This window comes from Actinoplanes solisilvae (assembly GCF_003999975.1).
Taxonomy (GTDB): Bacteria; Actinomycetota; Actinomycetes; order Mycobacteriales; family Micromonosporaceae; genus Actinoplanes; species Actinoplanes solisilvae.
In genome coordinates this window covers 42,127-63,107 of sequence record NZ_RJAC01000014.1, presented here as the reverse complement: position 1 = coordinate 63,107, position 20,981 = coordinate 42,127, and the positions used below count along the sequence as shown (strand labels likewise).

Sequence of the window (20,981 nt, the reverse complement as noted above, 5' to 3'; positions counted from 1 at the left end):
GTCGGGCCACCCACCGGGCGGCCCGACGTCGTGGTGCGAATCAGGCCGAGCAGCTCGTGGTCGAGGTCGTGCTGCTGCAGGTCGAGGTCGTGCCCGACGAGGAGCAGGAGGCCAGGATCGCCTCGGACGCGTCGGCGTAGTCGGAGATCGAGAAGGTCTCGGACTCCAGCTCCATGATCTCCTCGGCGAGGGCGTTGAGGTCGGTCTCGTTCTCCATGGTGGCTCCTCACGGTCGCGGTCCGGCCGGGGTCGTCCGGCTTCCCGGCAAGCACACCGCACGCTGCTCACCGATCACCCTCGGCCGCGCTCTCAAACCGCTGTCATCCGATGACAGCGCCCTGCGTTTGGCTTGATCACATGCCTGCACCCGTCGCCCTCTACCGCGACCTGCACGCCCATCCGGAGCTTTCCGGGCGGGAGGAGCGCACCGCCGCCCGCTTCGCGTCAGCGCTGGACGAGGCCGGTTGCGAGGTCACCACCGGGATCGGCGGGTACGGCGTCGTCGGCGTCCTCGACAACGGGCCGGGCCCGACGGTGCTGATCCGGGCCGAACTCGACGCGCTCCCGGTCACCGAGAAGACCGGTCTCCCGTACGCCAGCACGACTCCCGGTGTCATGCACGCGTGCGGGCACGACCTGCACCTGGCCGCGGCGGCCGGTGCGGCCGAGCACCTGGCCCAGGATCGTTGGCCGGGCCGGCTGCTGATCCTGGGACAGCCCGCCGAGGAGACCCTGCGGGGCGCGGCCGCGATGCTCGACGACGGCCTGTACGACCGGTTCGGCCGACCTGACCTGATCCTCGCCCAGCACGCCGCGCCGCTGCCGGCCGGCATGATCGCCCACGGTGCCGGCCCGATGACGGCCGCCTGCGTCACCCTCGACATCACGGTCCCCGGACGCGGTGGGCACGCCGCCACCCCGCACCTCTGCGTCGACCCGGTGGTGCTGGCCGCGAGCATCGTCGTGCAGTTGCAGACCGTGGTGGCCCGTCAGGTGAGCCCGGCCGAGCAGGTGGCCCTGACCGTCGGCACGATCCACGCGGGCGACCACCCGGGTGTCATCGCCGAGCACGCGACCCTCGGCGTGACGATCCGCGCCCTGCACGACTCGACACTCGACCGCGTGCTCACCAGATTGACCCGCCTCGTCCGGGCCGCGTGCGAGGCCGCCGGCAGCCCCCGCGAGCCGGCGATCGCGACCGTCGCGCGCACTGCCTCCTATGTGGCCGATCGAGCCGTGACTGCCGGGATTCGGGCCGCTCACGAGCAGGCGTTCGGCCCCGAGCGGGTCGGCTGGTGGCCGCCGTCCCTCGCGTCGGAGGATTTTCCGCTGCTGACGCTCGGAAACAGCATTCCGAGCAGCTACTGGATGCTCGGCGTCATCGGTCCACGACAATGGCGGGCCGCCCCGGGCGCGACGGCGGCCGAGAAACTTGCCGGTCTGCCGACAAACCACAGCCCGGCCTTCGCGCCGGACATAGATGTGGCGCTCTCTACTGGAATGATGGCCCTGGCCGCCGCCGCCCGTACGGCATCGGTCTCTTCGCCCCTCGCGAGTTAGGCAGAAACGTTGAAGTTCTGGGAGTTGATGGCCCTCGTGTGGGGCCTGGCCGGCCTCGCCATCCCGATGACCTGGCTGATCCTGCGCCACCGGCGTGAGCAGGCCCGCATCGCCCTGGAAGCCCGCCCCCGCAACGAGATCACGAAGAACGAGTGAATGCCCGGCGCCTCAGGGGCACGATCACGGCGACACCGAGGAACAGGAGGAGAACTCCGACGCCCGCGATCGTCGCCGCGGATAGACGCTGCGGGCGTGACCACACCCGCCTGGGATGCCGAGATCGGCGGTCAGACGTCCTGGGTCCAGACGCCTTTCGGGTGGTCGATGGGCTTGAGCCACAGGTGCGGCTGGGCCAGGCTGCCGGTGTCCTCGGGGAAGGCGCCGTCGCGGTCCGGCCAGACCACCTCGAGGAACGGGATCGGCGGGTGCCGGTAGAACCACATGCCGTGCCCGAAGAACGCCCGGAACCAGTCCGGCTCGACGGCCCGCAGACGCAGCGGGTAGCCCTTGATGACATCGTCGAGCGAGTCACCGTCGGCCAGGCCGTCACGTGACCCGAGCGTGTTGAGGCAGGACTGCATGACACCCAGGTCGAGCCCGAACATGGCCAGTTCCGGCCGGCCCTGGCTGTGCCAACGGCCGATCGTGTACGCCCACCCGGGCCCGTCGTCGTCCGAGGGGACCCCGGTGACGCTCCAGCCGAACTTCTCCACGTTCTCGATCACGCCACGGTCGGCGGCGTCGTAGTCGTCGCGATCGCCGTAGTCGTGGCAGAGGACGCAGCGGCAGACGCGTGAGGACTCGATCACCGCTGCATATTATTCGCCGGGACCGGCACGTTCGCGTGCACCCAGGAGGCGAGCTGCTTCGCGGCGTAGTTGACCGCGTGCCGCCACGTCTTGGTGGCCTCCTGATTGGCGTTGTCGCTGACGTATTTGACCAGGCGGATCGGGACACCCAGCTCGTTGGCCGCGCTGACCAGGGCGTAGCCCTCCATGTCGACCAGGTCGGCGCGGGCGGCGAGCCGGGTTCTGCTCGTGTCGTCGGCGATGAACGAGTCGCCGGTGGCCAGGACCACACCGTCAGGCTCGGCCAGGTCGAGCGGGCCGCCGAACGTCTGGTCGGTCAGCGAGCGCAGCAGTTCGGTGTTGAGGTCGTGCTGAATGACCCGGCGGACGACGTGCAGGCCCGTGACACCGTCCCGCAGGGCGCCGGCGGTGCCGATGTTGAGGATCATCGAGGGTTCCTCGGTGGCGGCCATGAGCGCCCGGGTCAGGGCCATCGCCGCGTTGACCTTGCCGAGCCCGGTGATGAGCACGGGGAGGTCGGTCTCGAGGTGGCGAGCCTCCTCCTCGAAGGCGGCCACGAGCAGCGGCGCATCGTCCCGGATCCGGCCGATAAGTTTGTTCACGGCGATAAGACGTACACGGCCTCGCCTTCTTCATGGCAGGGTGATCGGCTCGGCGAGAAGTGGGCCACACCGCGGTCAGCGGAGTTGACCGGCGGCAAGGCCGCTCTGGACCTGGCGGTTGAAGATCAGGTAGCCGATGATGACCGGGAGCATGGCGATGGTCATGCCGGCGAACAGGCCGCTGAAGTCGCCCTGGTAGCCCTCGTTCACTGCGAGCGCGGTCAGGCCCTGGGCCAGGACCCATTTCTGTTCGGCGTCCTCGCCCTGCATCAGGACGATCGGCAGGACGTACTGGTTCCACTGGAACAGGAAGTTGAAGATTCCCACGCTGACCAGGCCGGGGCGGGCCATCGGGAGCATGACCTGGAAGAACAGGCGGTAGTGGCCGCAGCCGTCGACCATCGCGGCCTCGGCCACTGACGTCGGCAGGGTGCGGAAGAACGCGGTCAGGAAGAAGACGGTGAACGGCAGCGAGTAGGCGGCGTAGACGAGGGTCAGGCCGGGCAGGGTGCCGAGGATTCCCAGGTTGCGCACGACGAAGAAGAGCGGCACGAGGGCCAGGAAGACCGGGAACATCATGCCGCCGACGAAGGCGTAATAGACGAGGCGGCTGCCGCGGAACTTGTAGCGGGCCAGGATGTAGGCGGCCATCGCGCCGAGCAGCATCGTCAGGATCAGGGCGCCGGTCACGACGATCGCGCTGTTCAGGAAGTAGCGGCCGATGTGGGCCTCGTTCCAGGCGCGGCCCCAGTTCTCCCAGCGCAGCCGCGACGGCAGGCTCCATGGGTCGGTGAGGATCTCGTTGTCGCTTTTGAACGAGCTGAGCACGGCCCACAGCAGCGGCAACGTCGTCAGCAGAGCCCAGACAGCGAGGAAAAAGTGCGAAAAAACCGGCACCGTACGGCGGGGAGCGCGCGGCCCCGCGGAGGGGGTTTGCGGGGTTGACCTGGTGGTCGCGGGAGGGGTTGAGGCGGTTGCCTCGGCTGGGGCTGGGGCTGGGGCACGGTTCAGGTGGTTGGGTGGCGTCTCGCCGGGGGAGGGTCGGACAGTCATCTACAGCTCCACCCGATCGCGGCGGGTCACTCGCAGGAACATGGCGGCTACCGTGAGGGTCAGGAAGAACATGGCCACGCCTATGGCTGAGGCGTAGCCGAACTGGCCGTCGGCGAAAGCTGTCTTGTAGAGGCGCAGGCCGACCACGTCCGACGAGGACGAGGGGCCGCCGTCGGTGATGATCTGGACGATGGCGAAGCCGTCGATGGCGATGATCGCGAGGTAGACCCAGGCGACCTGGATCGTGTCCCACACCAGCGGGACGGTGAGCTTGACCAACGTAGTCATGCGGCTCGCGCCGTCGAGCAGCGCCGCCTCGTACAGGTCTCGGGGGATCGACTGCATCGCCGCGCTGAACAACACCACGTAGAAGCCGACGTTCATCCAGATCAGCACGGCCATCACGCACCAGAACGAGAACCGCGGGTCGCCCAGCCAGGCCACCGCGAGACCATCGAGGCCGACCGCGCGCAGCAGGCCGTTGACCGCGCCGGTGTGCGGGGCGTACATCTCCTTCCACAGCACGCCGATGATCGCCACCGACAGGACCTGCGGGAAGAAGTAGACGACGCGGTAGAAGCCGGCCCCGCGTACGCCGTGGACCCCGACCCGGTCGGAGCGGCCGCCCACGGCGATCATCGAGGCGAAGAAGAGCCCGAGCAGGATCGTTATCACCGGCAGCAGCAGGAGCAGCAAACCGTTGTGCCGTAACGCGTTCCAGAAGTAGCCGTCGTCGAGCAGCCGCCGGAAATTGTCCAGCCCGATGAAGTCGTACGTCGGGGACAGCCCGCTCCAGTCGGTGCCCGCGATCTGGAACGCCTGCGCGTACGGCGAGACGACGAAGATGCCGTACAGGAGCAGGGGTGGAATCAGGAAGACGGCGATGAACAGCCGTTTGCCGCGCACGATTCAGACCCGCTTGTACTTCTTGATCGCGGGGTCCTGGGCGAACTCGTCAGCCGACTTCTGCACTTTGTCGCACCACTCGGCGGCGGTGATGCGCTTGGCGAACAATTCCGCGCAGGCCGCGTCGACCCGCTCGCGTTCGAGCTTGCGGTAATACGACGAGTAGAGCCACGTGAACGCGCTGCCCTGGGACGCGTCGATCAGCTTGGTCACCGAGGTGAGGCCGGGCCCCAGCTCGATGCCTTCGCTCGACCCTTGCACGGCGGTGAGGCTGCTGACCTTGCGCGTGAAGTCCGACGCGCCCTTCTGCGACAGCATCACGCGCAGGTAGTCGAGCCCGCCGCGCACGTTCTTGCCCTTCGCCGGCACGATGAACGGTTCGCTGCCCGTTCCGCGGAAGGCCTCGTACGGAAGCTTGTCGCTGGTCGAAAGGCTGGGCGTCGGAGCGACCGCCATCCGGAAGTCGGGCGGGGTCACGGCTTTCTGCTCGTTCTCGAGCCACGATCCACAGGAGACGAACGCGGCCTTCCCGCGGCACCACTCGGTCTGGGACTGCACGTGGTCCATGCCCTCGGCGCCCGGTTGCAGGAAACCGTCGACGGCCAATTGGTAATAGGCCTCGGCCGCCGCTTTGACCGCCTCGTGCTTCCACGCGTTGGGCTCAAGGTTGTCGATCGCCTTGATGACCTCGACGCCGCCCATCTTGCCCGCCGCCGCGAGAATCGGCCAGCTCATGTAGCGCGAGTGCTTGCCCGGGTAGGTCCACGGCGCGATCCCCGCGGCTTTGATCGTCTTGCACAGCGCGATCATCTCGTCCCAGGTCTTCGGGTACGCCCACCCCTTGGCCTCGAACAGCTTCTCCGAATACCAGATCCCGTACGCCGAATAGGCGTAGTTCAAGGACAGGAACTTCCCGTCGTACGACCCCACGTCGACGATCCCGGGCAGGAGAGTGTCGCGCACCTTCTTGTTCGGGTCGTCGAGGCTCGGCGCGTCGAGCAGTTCGCCGAGATCGGCCAGCGCGCCCTGCGCGACGAGTCCGTTGAAGTCGATCTGGCTGCCGCCGGAGTTGTTCACGACGTCGGGCGGGTCGCCGGCCACGAAGCGGGGCTGCAGCGTCTCGGCGATCTGCTGGGTGGCCGAGTGCTTGATCTCGGCCTTCGGGTGGCGTTCCTTGTAGATGGCCTGGTGCGCCTTGGCGTACTCCTCGCCGAAGCCCCCGTTGAAGATGACGACCTCGAGCGGCGCGTCCTCGTTGACCCCGAGCGGGTTGGCCGCGCTGACCTCGCCCTTGGCGGCGTCCGTCGAGCTGTCGCCACTCGTGGCACACCCGGCCAGGGTGCCCGCGGCGGCGACCCCGGCCGCGCCCTGAAGAAGCCCGCGCCGGCTGATCCTGTATGTCATGGTCGGCTCCCGCCTATGTGTGCGTTGGGTTCCAGCCGTCGGCGGCGTAGGTGGTGGTGCCGTCGACGAGAATCGCTCCGGGCTGGGTCACCCGGAGGCGGTCGAGGAGCACGCCGCGTCCCTGTGAGGTCGCGTCGGTGCGGTAGGTCAAGCGCAGCGCGGTCGTGCCCGCGGGCACGTCGGCGGAAGCCTGCCACCAGCGGCGGCCGCCGAAGCCGGTGAGCGTGCCGTCGGCGGCGAGCCGCGAAGACCCCGCGCGCAGGGTCAGCGGCAGGGGCACCCAGGTCACGCCGTCGGCGGACGTGGCGATCGTCAGCGTGTCGTTGCGCGGCTCGGTGTCGTACCAGAGAAGGAAGGAAGCCTTCGCCCGCGCGTCTGCCTCTTGCCGCAGGGGCGCGGTGAGGGTCATGACGGCGTTGTCGGCCAGCGACGTGCGCCAGGCCGTCCCGTGAGAACGCACGGGATGCGCGGCGGCGAACGACCGGGCGAGGGCGCGCCGGGCCACGTTGTTGCTGCCCCACGCGCGGTCGGGATGCACCCGGTTGCTCAGCAGGATCAGGAACGACTGGTCGAGCGGGTCGATGACGACCGACGTCCCCGTGAACCCGGTGTGCCCGAACGTGACCGGCGACGTCATCCCGTCCATGTACCACTGCTTGGCGAGCTCGAAGCCCAGACCTCGCGCGCTGTCGGGGTATTGCGGCAGCAGGTCGGCGTTGTAGTTGATTAGCGCCTGCCGGGCCATCCCGGCCGAGAGGATCCGCCTGCCCTTGTACGAACCCCCGTTGAGCAGCGTCTGGCACAGGATCGCCAGGTCGTCGGCGGTCGAGAAGACGCCAGCGTGCCCGGCGACGCCGCCGAGCGACCACGCGTTCTCGTCGTGCACCTCGCCGCGAACCATGCCGCGGTTGACGTACGGCTGATATTCGGTGGCCGCGGTGCGCTCGCGCGCTGACGGGTTGTAGCCGGTGTCGCGCATGCGCAGCGGGCCGGTCACCCCGTCGCGGACCGCCGTGGCCAGGGCCTTCCCGGTGACCCGCTCGACCAGCACGCCGAGCGTGATCAGGCCGATGTCGGAGTAGACGTACTGCTTGCCGGGCGCGGTGCCGGCGGTGACCGGCGTGGTGATCGCGGCGGCCAGCCGTTCCTCGGGCGTGGGGTAGCGCGAGTAGAACGGCAGGAACGCCGGCAGGCCCGAGGTGTGCGTGAGCAGATGCCGGACGGTGATCTGCTCTTTCGCGAACTCCGGCAGGTAGGTCGCCACGGGCGCGTCCAGGCTCACGCGGCCCGACTCGACCTGCTGAAGTACGACGATCGTGGTGAACAGCTTGGAGATCGAGGCGAGGTCCCAGAGGGTGTCGGTGCGGGCCGGGACACGCTGGTCCGGCGGCAGCTCGACGATGCCGGTGGTGTCGGCGGCGTAGCGGACCGCGTCACCGACTGCGAACCGCGAGACCACGACCCCGTGATGGGCGGCCAGCACGGTCGCGCCCGCATAGGTCGGACGGCCCGGATGGTCGGCGGTGGGTTCCAGATAGGAGCGCGCGATGCCGGGCAGCGCGGCGACGGGACCGGGCAGCAGGCCGGCCTGGCGGGCGCTGCCGGGGCGCAGCACGTCGTGCCGGAACCGGATGTCGGCCGGGGACGCGCCGGGAGTGCCGGGCGTGCCGGGCGCTGCCGTCGCCGGCGAGCCGATGGTGACGGCCGCTATCAAGCACACGGGAAGTAACAACCTAAGTCTGATCATCAACGCCTCTCAATACGCCGATCCGTCGAGGATGGTTGTTTCCTCCGTGATGCGCAAGGGGGGTGGAGGTTATTGCCATAGGCGCGGCGCGCGGCTACCTTCGGGCACCATGCGAACCCGTACGGTGGCTCTCATCGCACTCTCCGCTCTGGGGCTCACGCTGGCCGCAGCCCCGGCCCAGGCCGCGCGGTCGCCGGTCGACGAGATCCTGGCCCGCATGTCCCTGCCGCAGAAGGTCGGCCAGCTCTTCACGACCTACGTCTACGGCAACGACGCGAACACTCCGTCGGCTGCGGACGCGGCCACCAACCAGCGGTTGTACGGCGTGGCCACCCCGGCCGAGGTCGTCGCGAAGTACCATCTCGGCGGCGTCATCTACTTCGCCTGGACCAACAGCCTGCAGAACCCGCGCCAGATCGCCACGCTGAGCAACGGTTTGCAGGCCGCCGCGACCGGCGTTCCGCTGGCCATCTCGACCGACCAGGAACACGGCGTGGTCTCGCGCATGCCCGCGCCGGCCACCCAGTTCCCCGGCGGCATGGCCCTCGGCGCGGGCCGCAACCCCGTCGACGCCTATCGCACCGGCGCGGTCACCGGCGCCGAGCTGCGCGCGGTCGGCATCAACCAGGCCTGGGCCCCGGTGGCCGACGTCAACGTCAACCCGGCCAACCCCGTCATCGGCGTACGCAGTTTCAGCAGCGACCCGGGGCTGGCGGCGACGCTCACCGCGAGCCAGATCCTCGGCCTCCAGCGCGGCGCGAACACGGCGGCCTCGGCCAAGCACTTCCCGGGGCACGGCGACACCGCCACCGACAGTCACACGGGCCTGCCGGTCATCACCCACAGTCGCGACGAGTGGCGGCGCATCGACGCCCCGCCGTTCCGGGCCGCGATCGCCGCCGGGGTTGACGCCATCATGAGCGCGCACATCGTCGTGCCCGCGCTCGACCCGGCCGAGGACCCGGCCACCCTCTCCAAGCCGATCATCACGGGGCTGTTGCGTGGCGAGCTCGGCTACCGCGGCGTCATCGTCAGCGATTCGCTGGAAATGGCCGGCGTACGGCAGAAGTACGGCGACGAGCGCGTGCCGGTGCTGGCGCTCAAGGCCGGCGTCGACATGCTGCTGATGCCGCCGAACCTGCAGCTCGCGACGGACGCCGTACTCGGGGCTGTTGCCTCGGGGGAGCTGACCGAGGCCCGCATCGACCAGTCGGTGCGCCGGATTCTCACGCTGAAGCAGAAGCGGGGCCTGCTGTCGGTCAAGCCGGTCGACCCGTCGGCGGCGGAACGTTCCGTGGGCTCGGCCGCGCATCAGCGCGTGGCGCGGTCGGTCACCGATCGCACCGTCACGGCGGTGCGCAACGACGCCGACGTCCTGCCCCTGGCCCCGGGGAAGTCGGTGCTGGTCACCGGGTGGAACTCCAGCGTCACCGGGAACGTCGCGGCGCTGGCCGGGGCGCTCGGTGGGGCCACCCAACTGGTCACGAACCTGCCGAACGACGCGAAGATCGCCGAGGCGGTCACGGCGGCGCAGAACCACGATGTCACTGTGGTGCTCACCAGCCGGGCCTGGGACACGACGACCGCAGACCCGGGCGGGCGGCAGCAGAAGCTCGTGAAGGCGCTGGTCGCGACCGGGAAGCCGGTGGTGGTCGTGGCCGTTCGCGACCCGTACGACCTGACGGCGTTCCCCGAGGTCAAGACCTATCTCGCGACCTACAGTTACGCCGCGGTCTCGATGGAGTCGTTGGGCGCCGTTCTGCTCGGCACGGCCCCGCCGCGTGGCAAGCTCCCGGTCGAGATCCCGGGGCTCTATGCGTACGGGCATGGGCTGACCTGGAGGGTGCGGTGAAAAGGCGAGGCTTGCTCGCGGCGGGGGCGGCGGGAATCGGACTGTCGCTCGGCGCCGCACCGGCTGAGGCGAAGCCCGGACTGCTGCCGCGCCTGCCGATCCGAACGGGAATGGACCGGCTCGCCGCCACCGGATGGCAGGCGGTGCGGGGACAGCGGATCGGGATCGTCTCCAACCCGACCGGGGTCGACCGCGAATACCGGCATCTCGTCGACCGGATGCACGCGGACGGGGTGACGATCGGCGGGGTTTTCGGGCCCGAGCACGGCTTCCGCGGCTCGGCCCAGGCCGGCGGCAGCGAGGGCACCGGCATCGACGCGCGCACGGGGCTGACCGTCTACGACGCCTACCTGGCCACACAGGACAAATGGGTTTCCATGTTCACGGCGTCGGGCGTCCGGACGATCGTCTTCGACATCCAGGACGTCGGCGCCCGTTTCTACACCTACATCTACACGCTGTACGACTCGATGGCGGCGGCCGCCCGGCTCGGGCTCCGCTACGTCGTGCTCGACCGGCCCAACCCGATCGGCGGTCGCGCGTACGGGCCGATGATGACCGACGGCTTCACGTCCGGGGTGGGACGGCTCAAAATCGTGCAGCAGCACGGGATGACGGTGGGGGAGCTGGCCCGCTTCTACAACGGCGAGTTCCTGTCGGGCGCGGTCGACCTCGAGGTGATCACCTGCACTGGCTGGCACGGGCGGCTGCGAGCGGGCGACACCGACCTGCCGTGGGTGCTGCCCAGCCCCAACATGCCCACCCAGGACACCGCCGTCGTCTATCCCGGCACGGGGATGTTCGAGGGGGTGTCGTCGCTGTCCGAAGGGCGGGGCACGACACGGCCGTTCGAGCTGATCGGCGGGCCGGGGTTCGACTACCACTGGGGTGACCGGGTCTCCGCTTTGAACCTGCCGGGGGTCGAGTTCCGCGAGGCCTACTTCACCCCGACGTTCAACAAATTCGCCAACACGCTGTGCGCGGGTGTCGAGGTCAAGGTCGTCGACCAGGGCGTCTTCGACCCCATCCGTACGGCGGTGGGAATGCTCGTCGAGGCGCGCAAGGAAGCGGCGTTCGCGTGGCGGCTCGACAGCACCCGCTACTGGATCGACCTGCTCACCGGGTCGACGCGGCTGCGCACGATGATCGACGCGGGCGCGACGACCGGCGAGGTGACCGGGGCGTGGAAGGACGAGCTGGCCGCGTTCGAGCGGCAGCGGCGGCCCTACCTGCTCTATCCCCGGTCCGCCTCGTGAGCGCTGGTCAGCCGGGCGTGCACCACCGGGGGCACGGGGGCGCCGGTGAGCCGCCCGACGGCCAGCGCGGCGGCCCCGCCCGCGCCGTCTCGTGCCGGGCGGGGCTCAGCCGCGGTGCGCTCGCGCAGACCGGCGCGCACCGCTTCGGCGACCGGGCCGGGGCTGAGCAGCACCGAGCCGGCCAGCACAACGGTGGCGCCGGGCGGCGGTTGGACGCTGTCGAACGTGTGCAGCAGCCGGGATGCGGCGTCGGCGCAGATGCGGGCGGCGACCGGGTCGCCGTTTCCGGCGGCGATGCTCACGGCCGGGGCCAGGCGGCCGAGGGCGGCGGGGGCGGTGGCGAATCCGGCCGCGACGAAAGCCTGCGCGATGTCTTCGCGGCTGGCCGGCGACACTCCGAAATGGGCGTGGGCGGCGTCAGCCAGGACCGTCGGTTCACCGCGACCGTCCAGCGCGGCCAGAACCGCGCGCAGCGCTCGCACGCCGATCCAGACCGCCGAACCCTCGTCGCCCAGCAGCCAGCCGTATCCGTCGCAGCGCTGCCGCAGCACGCCGCCCTCGAACCGCGCCGACAACGCCCCGGTGCCCGAGAGCAGCAGCACGCCGTCGGGTTCGCAGGTGCCGGCCGCGAAGGCCACCTCGAGGTCGGTCGCGGTGACCACCTCGCCGGTCAGCCCCGCCTTGTGCCAGGCGCGCGTGGCCGCCGTACGGAAAGCCTCTCGGCCGGCGCCGGAAGACCCGGCCGCGCCGAGAACGCCCAGCCGCACCCCGGCTCGATCGATCGGGCCCAGCGCCGCGTCGAGGGCCACGCCCAGGGTCGCGCTGACCTCACCGCCGCTGCTGTTGCGGTTCGCGCCGCCGGCCTCGCCCCGGCCCACCACCTCGCCGTCGAGGGTCGCGACCACGCACCGGGTGGTGGTGGCCCCCGCATCGACCCCGATCACCATCGTCGCGCTGGTCATCCGGTGAACATAGCCCACGCGGAGCAAAGGAAAACGTGTTCATGACAGGCCGCAAATCCTCGCCGCGGCGCTCGGATACGTCGGTCACGGTTCGCGCTCGCGGGCTGCTGCCGTCGCTGTCCCCGGCCGAGCAGCGGGTCGCCCGGGTGATCATCGAGGAGGCCGCCACCGCCGCCAGCCTGACGATCAGCGACCTGGCCGCGCGGGCCGGCTCCAGCGAGAGCACGGTCATCCGGTTCTGCCGGGCGATGAGCTTCGCCGGCTATTCCGAGCTGCGGCTGACGCTGGCCGCCGAGGCCGGACGCGCGGTCGAGGCCGCCTCCGCCGACGACCCGGTGGGCAGCGACATCAGCGAGACCGACGACCTGGCCCAGGTGGTCAAGAAGATCGCGTTCGCGGACGCCCGGGCCGTCGAGGAGACCGCGTCCCAGATCGACATCGCGGTGCTGGAACAGGTGGTCGACCTGGTGGTCGGCGCGCGTCGGGTGGACATCTACGGCGTCGGGGCGAGCGCGTTCGTGGCCGGCGACTTCCAGCAGAAGCTGCACCGCATAGGCCGCATCGCGTACGCCTGGAGCGACACCCACGTGGCCCTGACCAGCGCGGCACTGCTCGACGAGCGCGATGTCGCCTTCGGCATCTCGCACACGGGCACGACGACCGACACCATCGACGCTTTCGCCGAGGCGGGGCGGCACGGGGCCCGTACGGTGGCTCTGACGAATTTTCCGAAGTCACCGATCACCCGGGTCGCCGATCTGGTGCTGACCACGGCGGCGCGGGAGACGACGTTCCGGTCGGGGGCGATGGCGAGCCGGTTGGCGCAGCTCACGGTCATCGACTGCTTGTTCGTCGGGGTCGCGCAACGTACCTATCAGGAGACCCGCGGGGCGCTCGACGCCACGTACGCGGCGGTGCGTGGACGGCGGGTGCGAGGGTGACGCCGCTGGCTCGCACCGAGCAACGCAACCCGAACAGCGTGACGATCGACCGGATGTCCACCGTCGACCTGCTGCAGCTGATCAACTCCGAGGACCGTGCGGTGCCGGTGGTGGTGGCCGAGGTTTTGCCCGAACTGGCCGCGGCGGTCGAGCTGGCGGTGACGGCGCTGGCCGGTGGGCATCGGGTGCACTACGTGGGGGCGGGCACCTCGGGGCGGCTCGCGGTGCTCGACGCGGCCGAGCTGATCCCGACGTTCGGGCTCGAGCCGGACCGGGTGATGGCCCACATCGCGGGCGGTCCGGCCGCCCTGACCCGCCCGGCCGAGAACGCCGAGGACGACGAGGTGGCCGGCGCGGCGATCGGCGGCCAGGTTGCGCGAGGAGACCTCGTCGTCGGGCTGACGGCGAGCGGGCGTACGCCGTACGTGCGGGCCGCTCTGGCCGCCGCCCGCGCCTGCGGAGCCCGTACGGTGCTGATCTCGGCCAACCCCGCGTCACCGATCGCCGACGCCGTCGACGTGCACATCGCGCCCGACACCGGCCCCGAGGTGCTGACCGGCTCGACCCGCATGAAGGCCGGTACGGCGCAGAAGCTGGTGCTCAACGCGTTCTCCACCGCGACGATGGTGCGACTCGGCCGGACGTACTCGAATCTGATGACCGACATGCTGGCCACCAACGCGAAGCTGCGCGACCGCCGCCTGCGGATCCTGGCCGAGGCGACCGGCGCCGACCTGGAGAGCTGCCGCCAGGCCCTGGCCGACGCCGGCGGCGACGCGAAGGTCGCCCTGGTGACCCTGATCGCCGGCACCACTACCGACGACGCCGCGCGGGCCCTGGCCGAGACGGGCGGCCACCTCCACCGGGCCCTGCATCGGCTCGCCACGCCGACTTGATTCGTTTCAAGGCCGCAGGATCTCAGATTCCGCCGTTCCCGGCCGATGGCAAGGAAAGCCGGTGCGCGTACGTCCCCGGTCGAGAGGGGTACCGATGCGGGGGCGTTGGAGGTGGACGGCGGCCGCCGGGCTGGCCGTCTTCGGCACGGGCATGGCGGCCGGCATCATCATCGGCATCGACCAGAACCTCAACCGCGCCGCCCTCGTCCTCGGGCCGATGATCGGGTTCTTCGCTCTGGTCGCCACCGGGCTGGCCTGGCGGGCCGCCACCCATCCCCGGCTCGATCCCCGTACCCGGTCGGCCTGGCGGTGGATGGCCGCCAGCTTCACCGTACTGTCCGTCGCGATCGTGCTCTACAACCTTCCGTCCGACGGCTATCCGGTGGCGGCCGTCGGCACCAAGCTCCTGGCGACCCTCCTGCTGCTGATCGGCCTGACCCGGCTGCCGATGCGACCGCTGGCCCCCGGGCACGGGCTACGCCTGCTGCTGGACGCCGGAACCGTGGCCGCCGCGGCCGGCCTCTTCCTCTGGCACCTCGTGATCAACCCGATGATCGCGAACCACCGCAGCACCGCGGAGTTCGTTGCCTCGGCCGCCCTGCACCCGCTGCTCGACGTCGGTCTGATCTTCGTCATGTCGCTGGTGCTCATGCGCGGCGTCAACTCCTCGGTCCGGCACACCGCCCGGCTGCTGATGCTCGCCGCCCTCTGCTGGGTCGTCGGGGAGACCCTGCTGACCAGGAACGACCTCTCCGCGGCGCACTTCGGCTCGATCGGGTGGGAGTTCCTGTTCCTGCCCGTCGCGCATTTCCTGCTGTGCGCGGCGACCTTCGAGCAGGTGCGGGTGGCTCACGCCGGCGAGGACCTCGGCGCGCGCGCCCGTCCGGTCGCCCCCGTGAGCAAGATGCCGTACGCGGCGATCGTGGCGGTGTTCGGGGTGCTGATCTACGTGGCCGCGCAGGAGGGGTTCCGGCTGCCCTGGCTGGGCCTGATCCTGTGTACGGCCGTCCTGACCGGCTGCGTGGTGGCCCGTCAGGCGCTGGCCCAGCGCGAGAACCTGCGGATGGCCGTGACCGACGGGCTGACCGGCCTGACCAACCGCACCGGGCTGAACGAGGCGCTGCACCTGGCCCTCGAACGCGGCGCCCGTTCGGGGAAGTCGACCGCGGTGCTCCTGGGTGACCTGGACGGGTTCAAGGCGGTCAACGACGCTCTCGGGCACGAGGCGGGCGACCGGCTGCTGGTGGCGTTCGGCACAGCGCTGCGGCGTTCGGTGCTCGGCCGCGACGTGGTGGCCCGGCTGGGCGGGGACGAGTTCGCCGTCGTGCTGGCCGATGTGGGGGAGCGGGACAACGCCGAGGCCGTTGTCCGGCGCCTGCACAAGGAGCTGGAATCGCCCGTCCTGATCGGGGACACCCCGGTCCGGATCGACAGCAGCGTCGGCGTGGCCGTCAGCGGGCCGGGCGAGATGACCGTCGACCAGATCCTGCATCGGGCCGACATGGAGATGTACGAGGTGAAGCGCGCGCGCAAGGCCTCGGTGCCCGTCACGCTCGGGTGAACGTCAGGTGCGTGACGCCGCTGGGGGAGGAGACGGACTCTATCCGGAAGTCCTTCTCGAGGCCCTCGAGGTTGTCCCAGAGGCGTACGCCCCGGCCGAGCAGGATCGGGACGACGGCGACGTGCATGTGGTCGATGAGGCCGGCGGCCAGGAAGTCGCGGATCACGGTGGGCCCACCACCGATCCGGACGTCCCGGCCGTCGGCTGCCTTGCGCGCGGTGGCCAGTGCCTCGGCCGGTGAGGTGTCGAGGAAGTGGTAGGTCGTGCCGCCCTCCATCTCGATCGACGGTCGCGTGTGATGGGTGAGAATGAACGTCGGCGTGTGGAACGGCGGGTTCGGGCCCCACGCGCCCGTCCAGTCCGGGTCCTCGTGCCAGCCGGGGTGGCCGAACTTGCCGGCCCCCATGATCTCGGCCCCGATGCCCGGTTCGAACTGGCGGGTGAACGCGTCGTCGACGCCGCCGCTGCCGCCCGGTTCGGTGCCGTGCCACCACCGCGTGGCGAACATCCATTCGTGCAGGCGTTCCCCGGCGTGGCCGAAGTGGTCGTCGCGGCTCTGCCCTTCCCCGGTCCCGAAGCCGTCGAGCGAGATCGCGAAGTTGTGAACGCGGGCGAGGGACATGGCCGGTGCTCCTTCGATTCGGTCCTCACCCGATGATGCTGCCCGGCTGGCATGACGTCTAATGTCAAAGCGGACCGCGAATCATCGATAAAGTCGATGCATGCTGAACCTGACTCAGCTCACGGTCCTCGAAGCGGTCGCCCGGCACGGCTCGGTGACCGAAGCCGCGAAAGAACTGCACTACTCCCAGTCGTCGGTCAGCCATCACCTGGCCCGGCTCGAGGCGGCCACCGGGGCCGGGCTCGTCCAGCGGGTGGGCCGCGGCATCCGGCTCACCCCCGAGGGGCAGCTTCTGGCGGCGCGCGCGGCCGAGATCCTGGGGCGGGTGAACGCCGCGTCGGCCGAGCTGTCCGCCCAGGTCGGTCTGCGTGCCGGGCGGGTGCGGCTCGCCGGCTTCCAGACCGTCCTCAGCACCCTGGTGCCGAAGGCGGCGTCGGAGCTGTCCCGGGCGCATCCGGGCATCGAGCTGAACCTGGTCGACGCCCACCCCGACGACGGCCTGACAATGCTCCGATCGGGACAGGTCGACATCGCGCTGATCTTCCGCAACGACGACCGGCCGGCCGGCGACCAGGATTTCCGGCTGACTCACCTGCTGGACGACCCGCTCTATCTGATCGGTCACGAGCCCCGGCCGCGGCTGGAGGACCACCGCGACTCGGCCTGGGTCGGCGGCTGTGAACGCTGCCGCGCCGCCACGATCAGCGCCTGCGAGCGCGCCGGGTTCACACCCCGGGTCGCCTACTCGTGCGACGACACGGTCATCACTCAGGCGCTGGTCGCCGCCGGCATGGGGGTCGCGATCGTCAACGGGCTCGCCCTGCGGGCACACCGAACCCCGGGCGTGCACGCCACCCTGCTCCCCGACAGTCCGCGCCGGATCTACGTCGCCACCTACGGCGAGCCGCCCGATCCGCCCGCCACCACCGCGCTGATCGAGATCCTCCGGGGCACGGCGTCCGGCCTCGCCCCCGGGTGGGACGAGGCCGGAGAGCCGACGCTCACATGAGCTGGTCGATGGTGATGGGCAGGGAGCGCATCCGGCGGCCGGTCGCGTGATAGACCGCGTTGGCGATGGCCGCGGCCACCCCGACCACGCCGACCTCGCCGAGGCCCTTCACGCCGGTCGGGCTGAACCTGTCGGGCTCGCCGACGAAGACGACGTCGAGGTCGGGGACGTCGGCGTTGACCGGGACCAGGTAGTCGCCGAAGGTCGCGTTGGCGATGCGGCCCGTGTCCTGGTCGTAGATGGTGTCCTCGAACATGGCCATGCCGATGCCCATGACGGCCCCGCCGATGATCTGGCTACGGGCCGTCTTCGCGTTGAGCAGGCGGCCGCCGTCGACCACCGAAAGCAGGCGCTTGACCCGCAGCAGCCCGAGGTCCTCGTCGATGGTGATCTCGACGAAGCGGGCCGCGAAGGCCGGCGCGGTGGCCATCTTGGCGTTCTTCGCGGCGGCGGCCAGGTCGCTCGTGCCCTCCGCGGTGAGATGGTCGAGGCCGTGCCGTCCCAGAATTTCCCGGAACGTCTCCCCGGCGTCGGCGTCGTCCCGCAGGCGTAGCCCGCCGTTCTCCGCGACGACCTCGTCCACGGTCTTGCCCCGCAGCGGCGAGGAGTCGCCGACGGCGTCGATCAGGGCCTCGATCAGCTTCGCCGCCCCCGACTGCACGGCGGCGGCCAGCGCGACGGCCAGCCCCGACCCGCCCGACTGCGGCGCCGGTGGCAGGTCGCTGTCGCCGATCTTCACGGTGACGTCGTCCATGCTCAGCCCGAGCAGGTCGGCGGTGAGCTGGGCGGCGACCGTGTAAGTTCCGGTGCCGATGTCGGTCGCGGCCGCCCGCACGATCACCGAGCCCGCGCTGTCCATCGTGATCGTCGCCGTGCACGGCGCCGCGTACCACCCGAACGTCACGCCCGCCATGCCGTACCCGATCAGCTTGTTCCCGTCGCGCATGCTCTGCGGCTCGGGATTGCGATCGTTCCAGCCGAACTGTTCGGCTCCCACGGTCAGGCACTCGCGCAGCGCGTTGCTCGACCACGGCAGGCCGGACCGCGGGTGTACGTCGGCGTGGTTGATCAGCCGCAGCTCGACCGGGTCGATCCCGAGCTGGTACGACAGCTCGTCCAGCGCCGACTCGATCGCGAAATTCGCCTCGGCGTGCCCCGGCGCGCGCATGAAGCTCGGGTTCGGGATGTTCAGCCGCACCTGCCGGTCGTGGGTCGCGACGTTCGGGGTCGCGTACGCCTCGGGGCTGCCGATCACGATGGCCGAGAAGTTCGTCTCCTCGGCGGCCAGGCTCGCCGTCGCGTCGTGATCCATCGCGAGCATCCGCCCGTCGCCGCCGACCCCCAGGCGCAACCGCTGCCGGCTCTGCGCGCGGTGCCCGAGCGACGTGAACATCTGCGGACGGGTGAGCGTGAGTTTGACCGGCCGGCCGAGCATGCGGGCCGCGAGCGCGGTCAGAATCGTGTGCGGCCACGTGCGCAGCCCGTTGCCGAAGCCACCGCCCAGGTAGGGCACGAGGACCCGTACGCCCGCCTCGGGAACCCCGAAAACGGCGGCGAGCGAGGCCCGGACCATCATCGGCCACTGCGTCGAGTCATGGATTGTCAAACGGTCGCCGTCCCACTCGGCCACCGTTGTGAACAGGCCGATCGGGTTGTTGGTCTCGGGCGCGATGCGGAACGTGCCGTCGTAGGTCACCTGCGCGCCGGCCAGCGCCGCTTCGACATCGCCGTCGTGCGTCTCGAGACCCCAGGCGTTGTTCTCGACCGCGGCCCGTGGGTCGTCCATGTCGAGGATCGGGGCCGACACCTCGTAGTCGACGTCGACCAGCAGTGCGGCCGCCATCGCCTGCTCGCGCCGCTCGGCCACCACGACCGCCACGTTCTGCCCGTAGTGCAGGACCCGGTCGTCGGTGAACGGGTTGCGCGGCGGACCGCCCAGCCCGGTCATCGGCGCCTCGCCCAGCGCGGGCGAGTTCAGATGGGTGATCACCGCGACCACGCCGGGTGCCGCCTCGGCCGCCGTCGAGTCGATCGCGCGGATGCGCCCGGCGCCGATCGGCGACTGCAACAGCACGGCGTGGGCCTGACCGGGAATCGAGACGTCGGACGGGTACGGCGCCGCGCCGGTTGCCTTGAGCACGCCGTCGAGCCGGTCGAAGGGCTGACCGAGCAGACGGTCGTTGATGGTCGCGGTCATGACGTCACCCCCGAGACGGTCTGCAGGATCCGGACGAGGGTGCGTTTCACCAGCTCGACCTTGAACTGCGTGCCGGGAACGGTGAACGTGTCGTGGATCGCGGCCTCGGCCGCCGCCCGGAACGCCCGGGTGCCGGCCCGCTGTCCGCGCAGGCTCTGTTCGGCTTCGGGGGCCCGCCAGGGGATCGTGCCGACGCCGCCGAGGGCGATGCGGACGTCGGCGATGCGGCCGTCGACGACCCAGACCGCCGCCGCAGCCGAGGTCAGCGCGAATTCGTACGAGACCCGGTCTCTGACCTTCAGGTAACCCGAGTTCATGCCGGCCGGCAGCAGCGGGATGTCGATCGCGGTGACGATCTCGCCGTGGCGCAGCACGTTCTCGATGTCGGGCCGATCGCCGGGCAGGGTGTAGAACTCGGCCAGCGGCACACTCCGCTCACCGTCCGCGCCCTGGATCTGCACCACCGTGTCCAAGGCCATCAACGGCACACACACGTCCGAGGCGTGCAGGGCGATGCAGTTCGGCCCGGCCCCCAGGATCGCGTGCATACGAGCCGCCCCGGTCACCGCCGCACACCCCGAACCCGGCTCACGCTTGTTGCAGGCCGCCACCATCGGGTCGCGGAAATACCGGCACCGGGTGCGCTGCAGGATGTTCCCGCCGATCGTGGCCATGTTCCGCAACTGCGTCGACGCGCCCAGCAGCAATGCCTCCCGGATGAACGGCGCGTGCAGCACCACCCGCTCGTCGGCCGCGAGTTCCTCCATGGTGGTCAGAGCGCCCACCCGGATCCGGTCCGAACCACCGGTGATCCCGTGCAACGGCAGCCGGGTGATGTCGACCAGCGTCGTCGGCGCGATGATGCGGTCCTTGAGCATCAGGTCGAGCTGGGTCGTGCCGCCGGCCAGGAACGCCGCGTCCGGGTCGGCCGTGACGGTGGCGACCGCCCCGGAGACGTCATCGGGGCGCAGATACTCGAACTCGGCCATCACCGATCACCGTCACGATCGGCACACTCCCGGATCGCCGCGACGATGTTCGGGTACGTCCCGCACCGGCACAGGTTGCCGCTCATGAACTCCCGGATGTCCTCGTCGGTCGACGCCCGCCCCTCCTCCAGCAGTGAGATCGCCGACATGATCTGACCCGGCGTGCAGAACCCGCACTGCAACCCGTCGTGCCGAACAAAGGCCTCCTGCACGGGGTGCAGCTCGCCTTCGGCGGCGACACCCTCGATGGTCGTCACATCGCGGCCGTCGTACTGGCGGGCAAGCGCGAGACAGGACACGATCCGTTTCCCGTCCACGTGCACCGTGCACGCGCCGCAGGCACCCTGATCGCAGCCCTTCTTCGTGCCGGTCAGGTCAAGGTGGTCACGGAGCAGGTCGAGCAGCGTCGTCTGATTGTCGACGAACACCTCCCGCTGCACCCCGTTGACGGTCAGGATCACCGTCCCCTCGGTCACGCTTCCCAACTTCGTCGCAGCACGCACCATCGCAGGCTCCTCACCACTCCTCGTCTGTTCCGTCCGAGGATTCCGAAGAAGTGAGAGCTGTGACATACGGCGAGGTTCACACTTCGTACGGTTATGCAGTCTGTGACTC

At 70.4% G+C, this 20,981-nt stretch carries 20 protein-coding genes; 8 read left to right on the top strand and 12 right to left on the bottom strand.

Features of this window, described 5'->3' with window-relative positions; genetic code table 11:
* Positions 1 to 40: 40 nt before the first annotated feature.
* The gene (locus EER30_RS29295; RefSeq protein ID WP_127503864.1) at positions 41 to 217 is read right to left on the bottom strand and encodes a thiazolylpeptide-type bacteriocin; all 177 of its coding nucleotides are present in this window, start codon (positions 215 to 217) and stop codon (positions 41 to 43) included.
* A gap of 140 nt (positions 218 to 357) precedes the next feature.
* Between EER30_RS29295 and EER30_RS29290 the strand changes: the two genes are divergently transcribed.
* Together EER30_RS29290 and EER30_RS47375 are read left to right on the top strand one after the other, a co-directional pair.
* Complete coding sequence (locus EER30_RS29290; protein ID WP_349290892.1) at positions 358 to 1,560, top strand: amidohydrolase; 1,203 nt, start codon at positions 358 to 360, stop codon at positions 1,558 to 1,560.
* 9 nt (positions 1,561 to 1,569) lie between these two features.
* Positions 1,570 to 1,716, top strand: a complete 147-nt coding sequence (locus tag EER30_RS47375; RefSeq protein ID WP_164842519.1) for a hypothetical protein — start codon at positions 1,570 to 1,572, stop codon at positions 1,714 to 1,716.
* A 131-nt stretch (positions 1,717 to 1,847) separates the two neighbouring features.
* Here EER30_RS47375 and EER30_RS29285 read toward each other — a convergent pair whose 3' ends face one another.
* From EER30_RS29285 to EER30_RS29260, 6 genes are all read right to left on the bottom strand, one after another.
* Positions 1,848 to 2,369: a DUF4262 domain-containing protein gene (locus EER30_RS29285; protein ID WP_205650473.1), complete on the bottom strand. Its 522-nt coding sequence runs from the start codon at positions 2,367 to 2,369 to the stop codon at positions 1,848 to 1,850.
* Positions 2,366 to 2,971, bottom strand: a complete 606-nt coding sequence (locus EER30_RS29280) for a nucleosidase (RefSeq protein ID WP_240670378.1) — start codon at positions 2,969 to 2,971, stop codon at positions 2,366 to 2,368. The genes EER30_RS29285 and EER30_RS29280 overlap by 4 nt, the downstream gene beginning before the upstream one ends.
* A 75-nt stretch (positions 2,972 to 3,046) precedes the next feature.
* Positions 3,047 to 3,817, bottom strand: a complete 771-nt coding sequence (locus tag EER30_RS29275) for a carbohydrate ABC transporter permease (protein ID WP_432417576.1) — start codon at positions 3,815 to 3,817, stop codon at positions 3,047 to 3,049.
* A gap of 207 nt (positions 3,818 to 4,024) precedes the next feature.
* The gene (locus EER30_RS29270) at positions 4,025 to 4,930 is read right to left on the bottom strand and encodes a carbohydrate ABC transporter permease (protein WP_432417575.1); all 906 of its coding nucleotides are present in this window, start codon (positions 4,928 to 4,930) and stop codon (positions 4,025 to 4,027) included.
* A gap of 3 nt (positions 4,931 to 4,933) precedes the next feature.
* Complete coding sequence (gene ngcE / locus EER30_RS29265) at positions 4,934 to 6,334, bottom strand: N-acetylglucosamine/diacetylchitobiose ABC transporter substrate-binding protein (protein WP_127503859.1); 1,401 nt, start codon at positions 6,332 to 6,334, stop codon at positions 4,934 to 4,936.
* A 13-nt stretch (positions 6,335 to 6,347) separates the two neighbouring features.
* A complete protein-coding gene (locus tag EER30_RS29260; RefSeq protein WP_205650472.1) occupies positions 6,348 to 8,054 on the bottom strand; it encodes a serine hydrolase domain-containing protein in 1,707 nt (568 codons plus the stop codon).
* A gap of 136 nt (positions 8,055 to 8,190) precedes the next feature.
* Here EER30_RS29260 and EER30_RS29255 point away from each other — a divergent pair, with 136 nt between their 5' ends.
* Entirely contained in the window at positions 8,191 to 9,933 is a 1,743-nt protein-coding gene (locus EER30_RS29255; RefSeq protein WP_127503857.1) for a glycoside hydrolase family 3 protein, read from the top strand.
* A complete protein-coding gene (locus EER30_RS29250; RefSeq protein WP_127503856.1) occupies positions 9,930 to 11,189 on the top strand; it encodes an exo-beta-N-acetylmuramidase NamZ family protein in 1,260 nt (419 codons plus the stop codon). The genes EER30_RS29255 and EER30_RS29250 overlap by 4 nt, the downstream gene beginning before the upstream one ends.
* Here the strand turns inward: EER30_RS29250 and EER30_RS29245 are convergent.
* Complete coding sequence (locus EER30_RS29245) at positions 11,168 to 12,151, bottom strand: N-acetylglucosamine kinase (protein ID WP_205650471.1); 984 nt, start codon at positions 12,149 to 12,151, stop codon at positions 11,168 to 11,170. The genes EER30_RS29250 and EER30_RS29245 overlap by 22 nt on opposite strands.
* Before the next feature lie 41 nt (positions 12,152 to 12,192).
* Here EER30_RS29245 and EER30_RS29240 point away from each other — a divergent pair, with 41 nt between their 5' ends.
* The 3 genes from EER30_RS29240 (at position 12,193) to EER30_RS29230 (ending at position 15,549) form a co-directional block, all read left to right on the top strand.
* On the top strand, positions 12,193 to 13,092 hold the full coding sequence (locus tag EER30_RS29240) for a MurR/RpiR family transcriptional regulator (protein WP_127503855.1): 900 nt from the start codon (positions 12,193 to 12,195) through the stop codon (positions 13,090 to 13,092).
* Entirely contained in the window at positions 13,089 to 13,988 is a 900-nt protein-coding gene (gene murQ, locus EER30_RS29235; RefSeq protein ID WP_255436966.1) for an N-acetylmuramic acid 6-phosphate etherase, read from the top strand. The genes EER30_RS29240 and murQ overlap by 4 nt, the downstream gene beginning before the upstream one ends.
* Before the next feature lie 94 nt (positions 13,989 to 14,082).
* Positions 14,083 to 15,549, top strand: a complete 1,467-nt coding sequence (locus EER30_RS29230) for a GGDEF domain-containing protein (protein WP_127503854.1) — start codon at positions 14,083 to 14,085, stop codon at positions 15,547 to 15,549.
* Here EER30_RS29230 and EER30_RS29225 read toward each other — a convergent pair.
* Positions 15,536 to 16,171, bottom strand: a complete 636-nt coding sequence (locus tag EER30_RS29225) for a dihydrofolate reductase family protein (protein WP_127503853.1) — start codon at positions 16,169 to 16,171, stop codon at positions 15,536 to 15,538. The two genes, EER30_RS29230 and EER30_RS29225, sit on opposite strands and share 14 nt — an antisense overlap.
* Positions 16,172 to 16,271: 100 nt before the next feature.
* Between EER30_RS29225 and EER30_RS29220 the strand changes: the two genes are divergently transcribed.
* Positions 16,272 to 17,180: a LysR family transcriptional regulator gene (locus tag EER30_RS29220; protein WP_127503852.1), complete on the top strand. Its 909-nt coding sequence runs from the start codon at positions 16,272 to 16,274 to the stop codon at positions 17,178 to 17,180.
* Here EER30_RS29220 and EER30_RS29215 read toward each other — a convergent pair.
* From EER30_RS29215 to EER30_RS29205, 3 genes are read right to left on the bottom strand one after another with little or no spacing between them, the layout of a single operon-like run.
* Complete coding sequence (locus tag EER30_RS29215) at positions 17,173 to 19,377, bottom strand: xanthine dehydrogenase family protein molybdopterin-binding subunit (protein WP_127503851.1); 2,205 nt, start codon at positions 19,375 to 19,377, stop codon at positions 17,173 to 17,175. The two genes, EER30_RS29220 and EER30_RS29215, sit on opposite strands and share 8 nt — an antisense overlap.
* Positions 19,374 to 20,366: an FAD binding domain-containing protein gene (locus EER30_RS29210; protein WP_127503850.1), complete on the bottom strand. Its 993-nt coding sequence runs from the start codon at positions 20,364 to 20,366 to the stop codon at positions 19,374 to 19,376. Before EER30_RS29210 ends, EER30_RS29215 begins: the two co-directional genes overlap by 4 nt.
* The gene (locus EER30_RS29205; RefSeq protein WP_127503849.1) at positions 20,366 to 20,872 is read right to left on the bottom strand and encodes a (2Fe-2S)-binding protein; all 507 of its coding nucleotides are present in this window, start codon (positions 20,870 to 20,872) and stop codon (positions 20,366 to 20,368) included. The genes EER30_RS29210 and EER30_RS29205 overlap by 1 nt, the downstream gene beginning before the upstream one ends.
* Positions 20,873 to 20,981 lie beyond the last annotated feature (109 nt).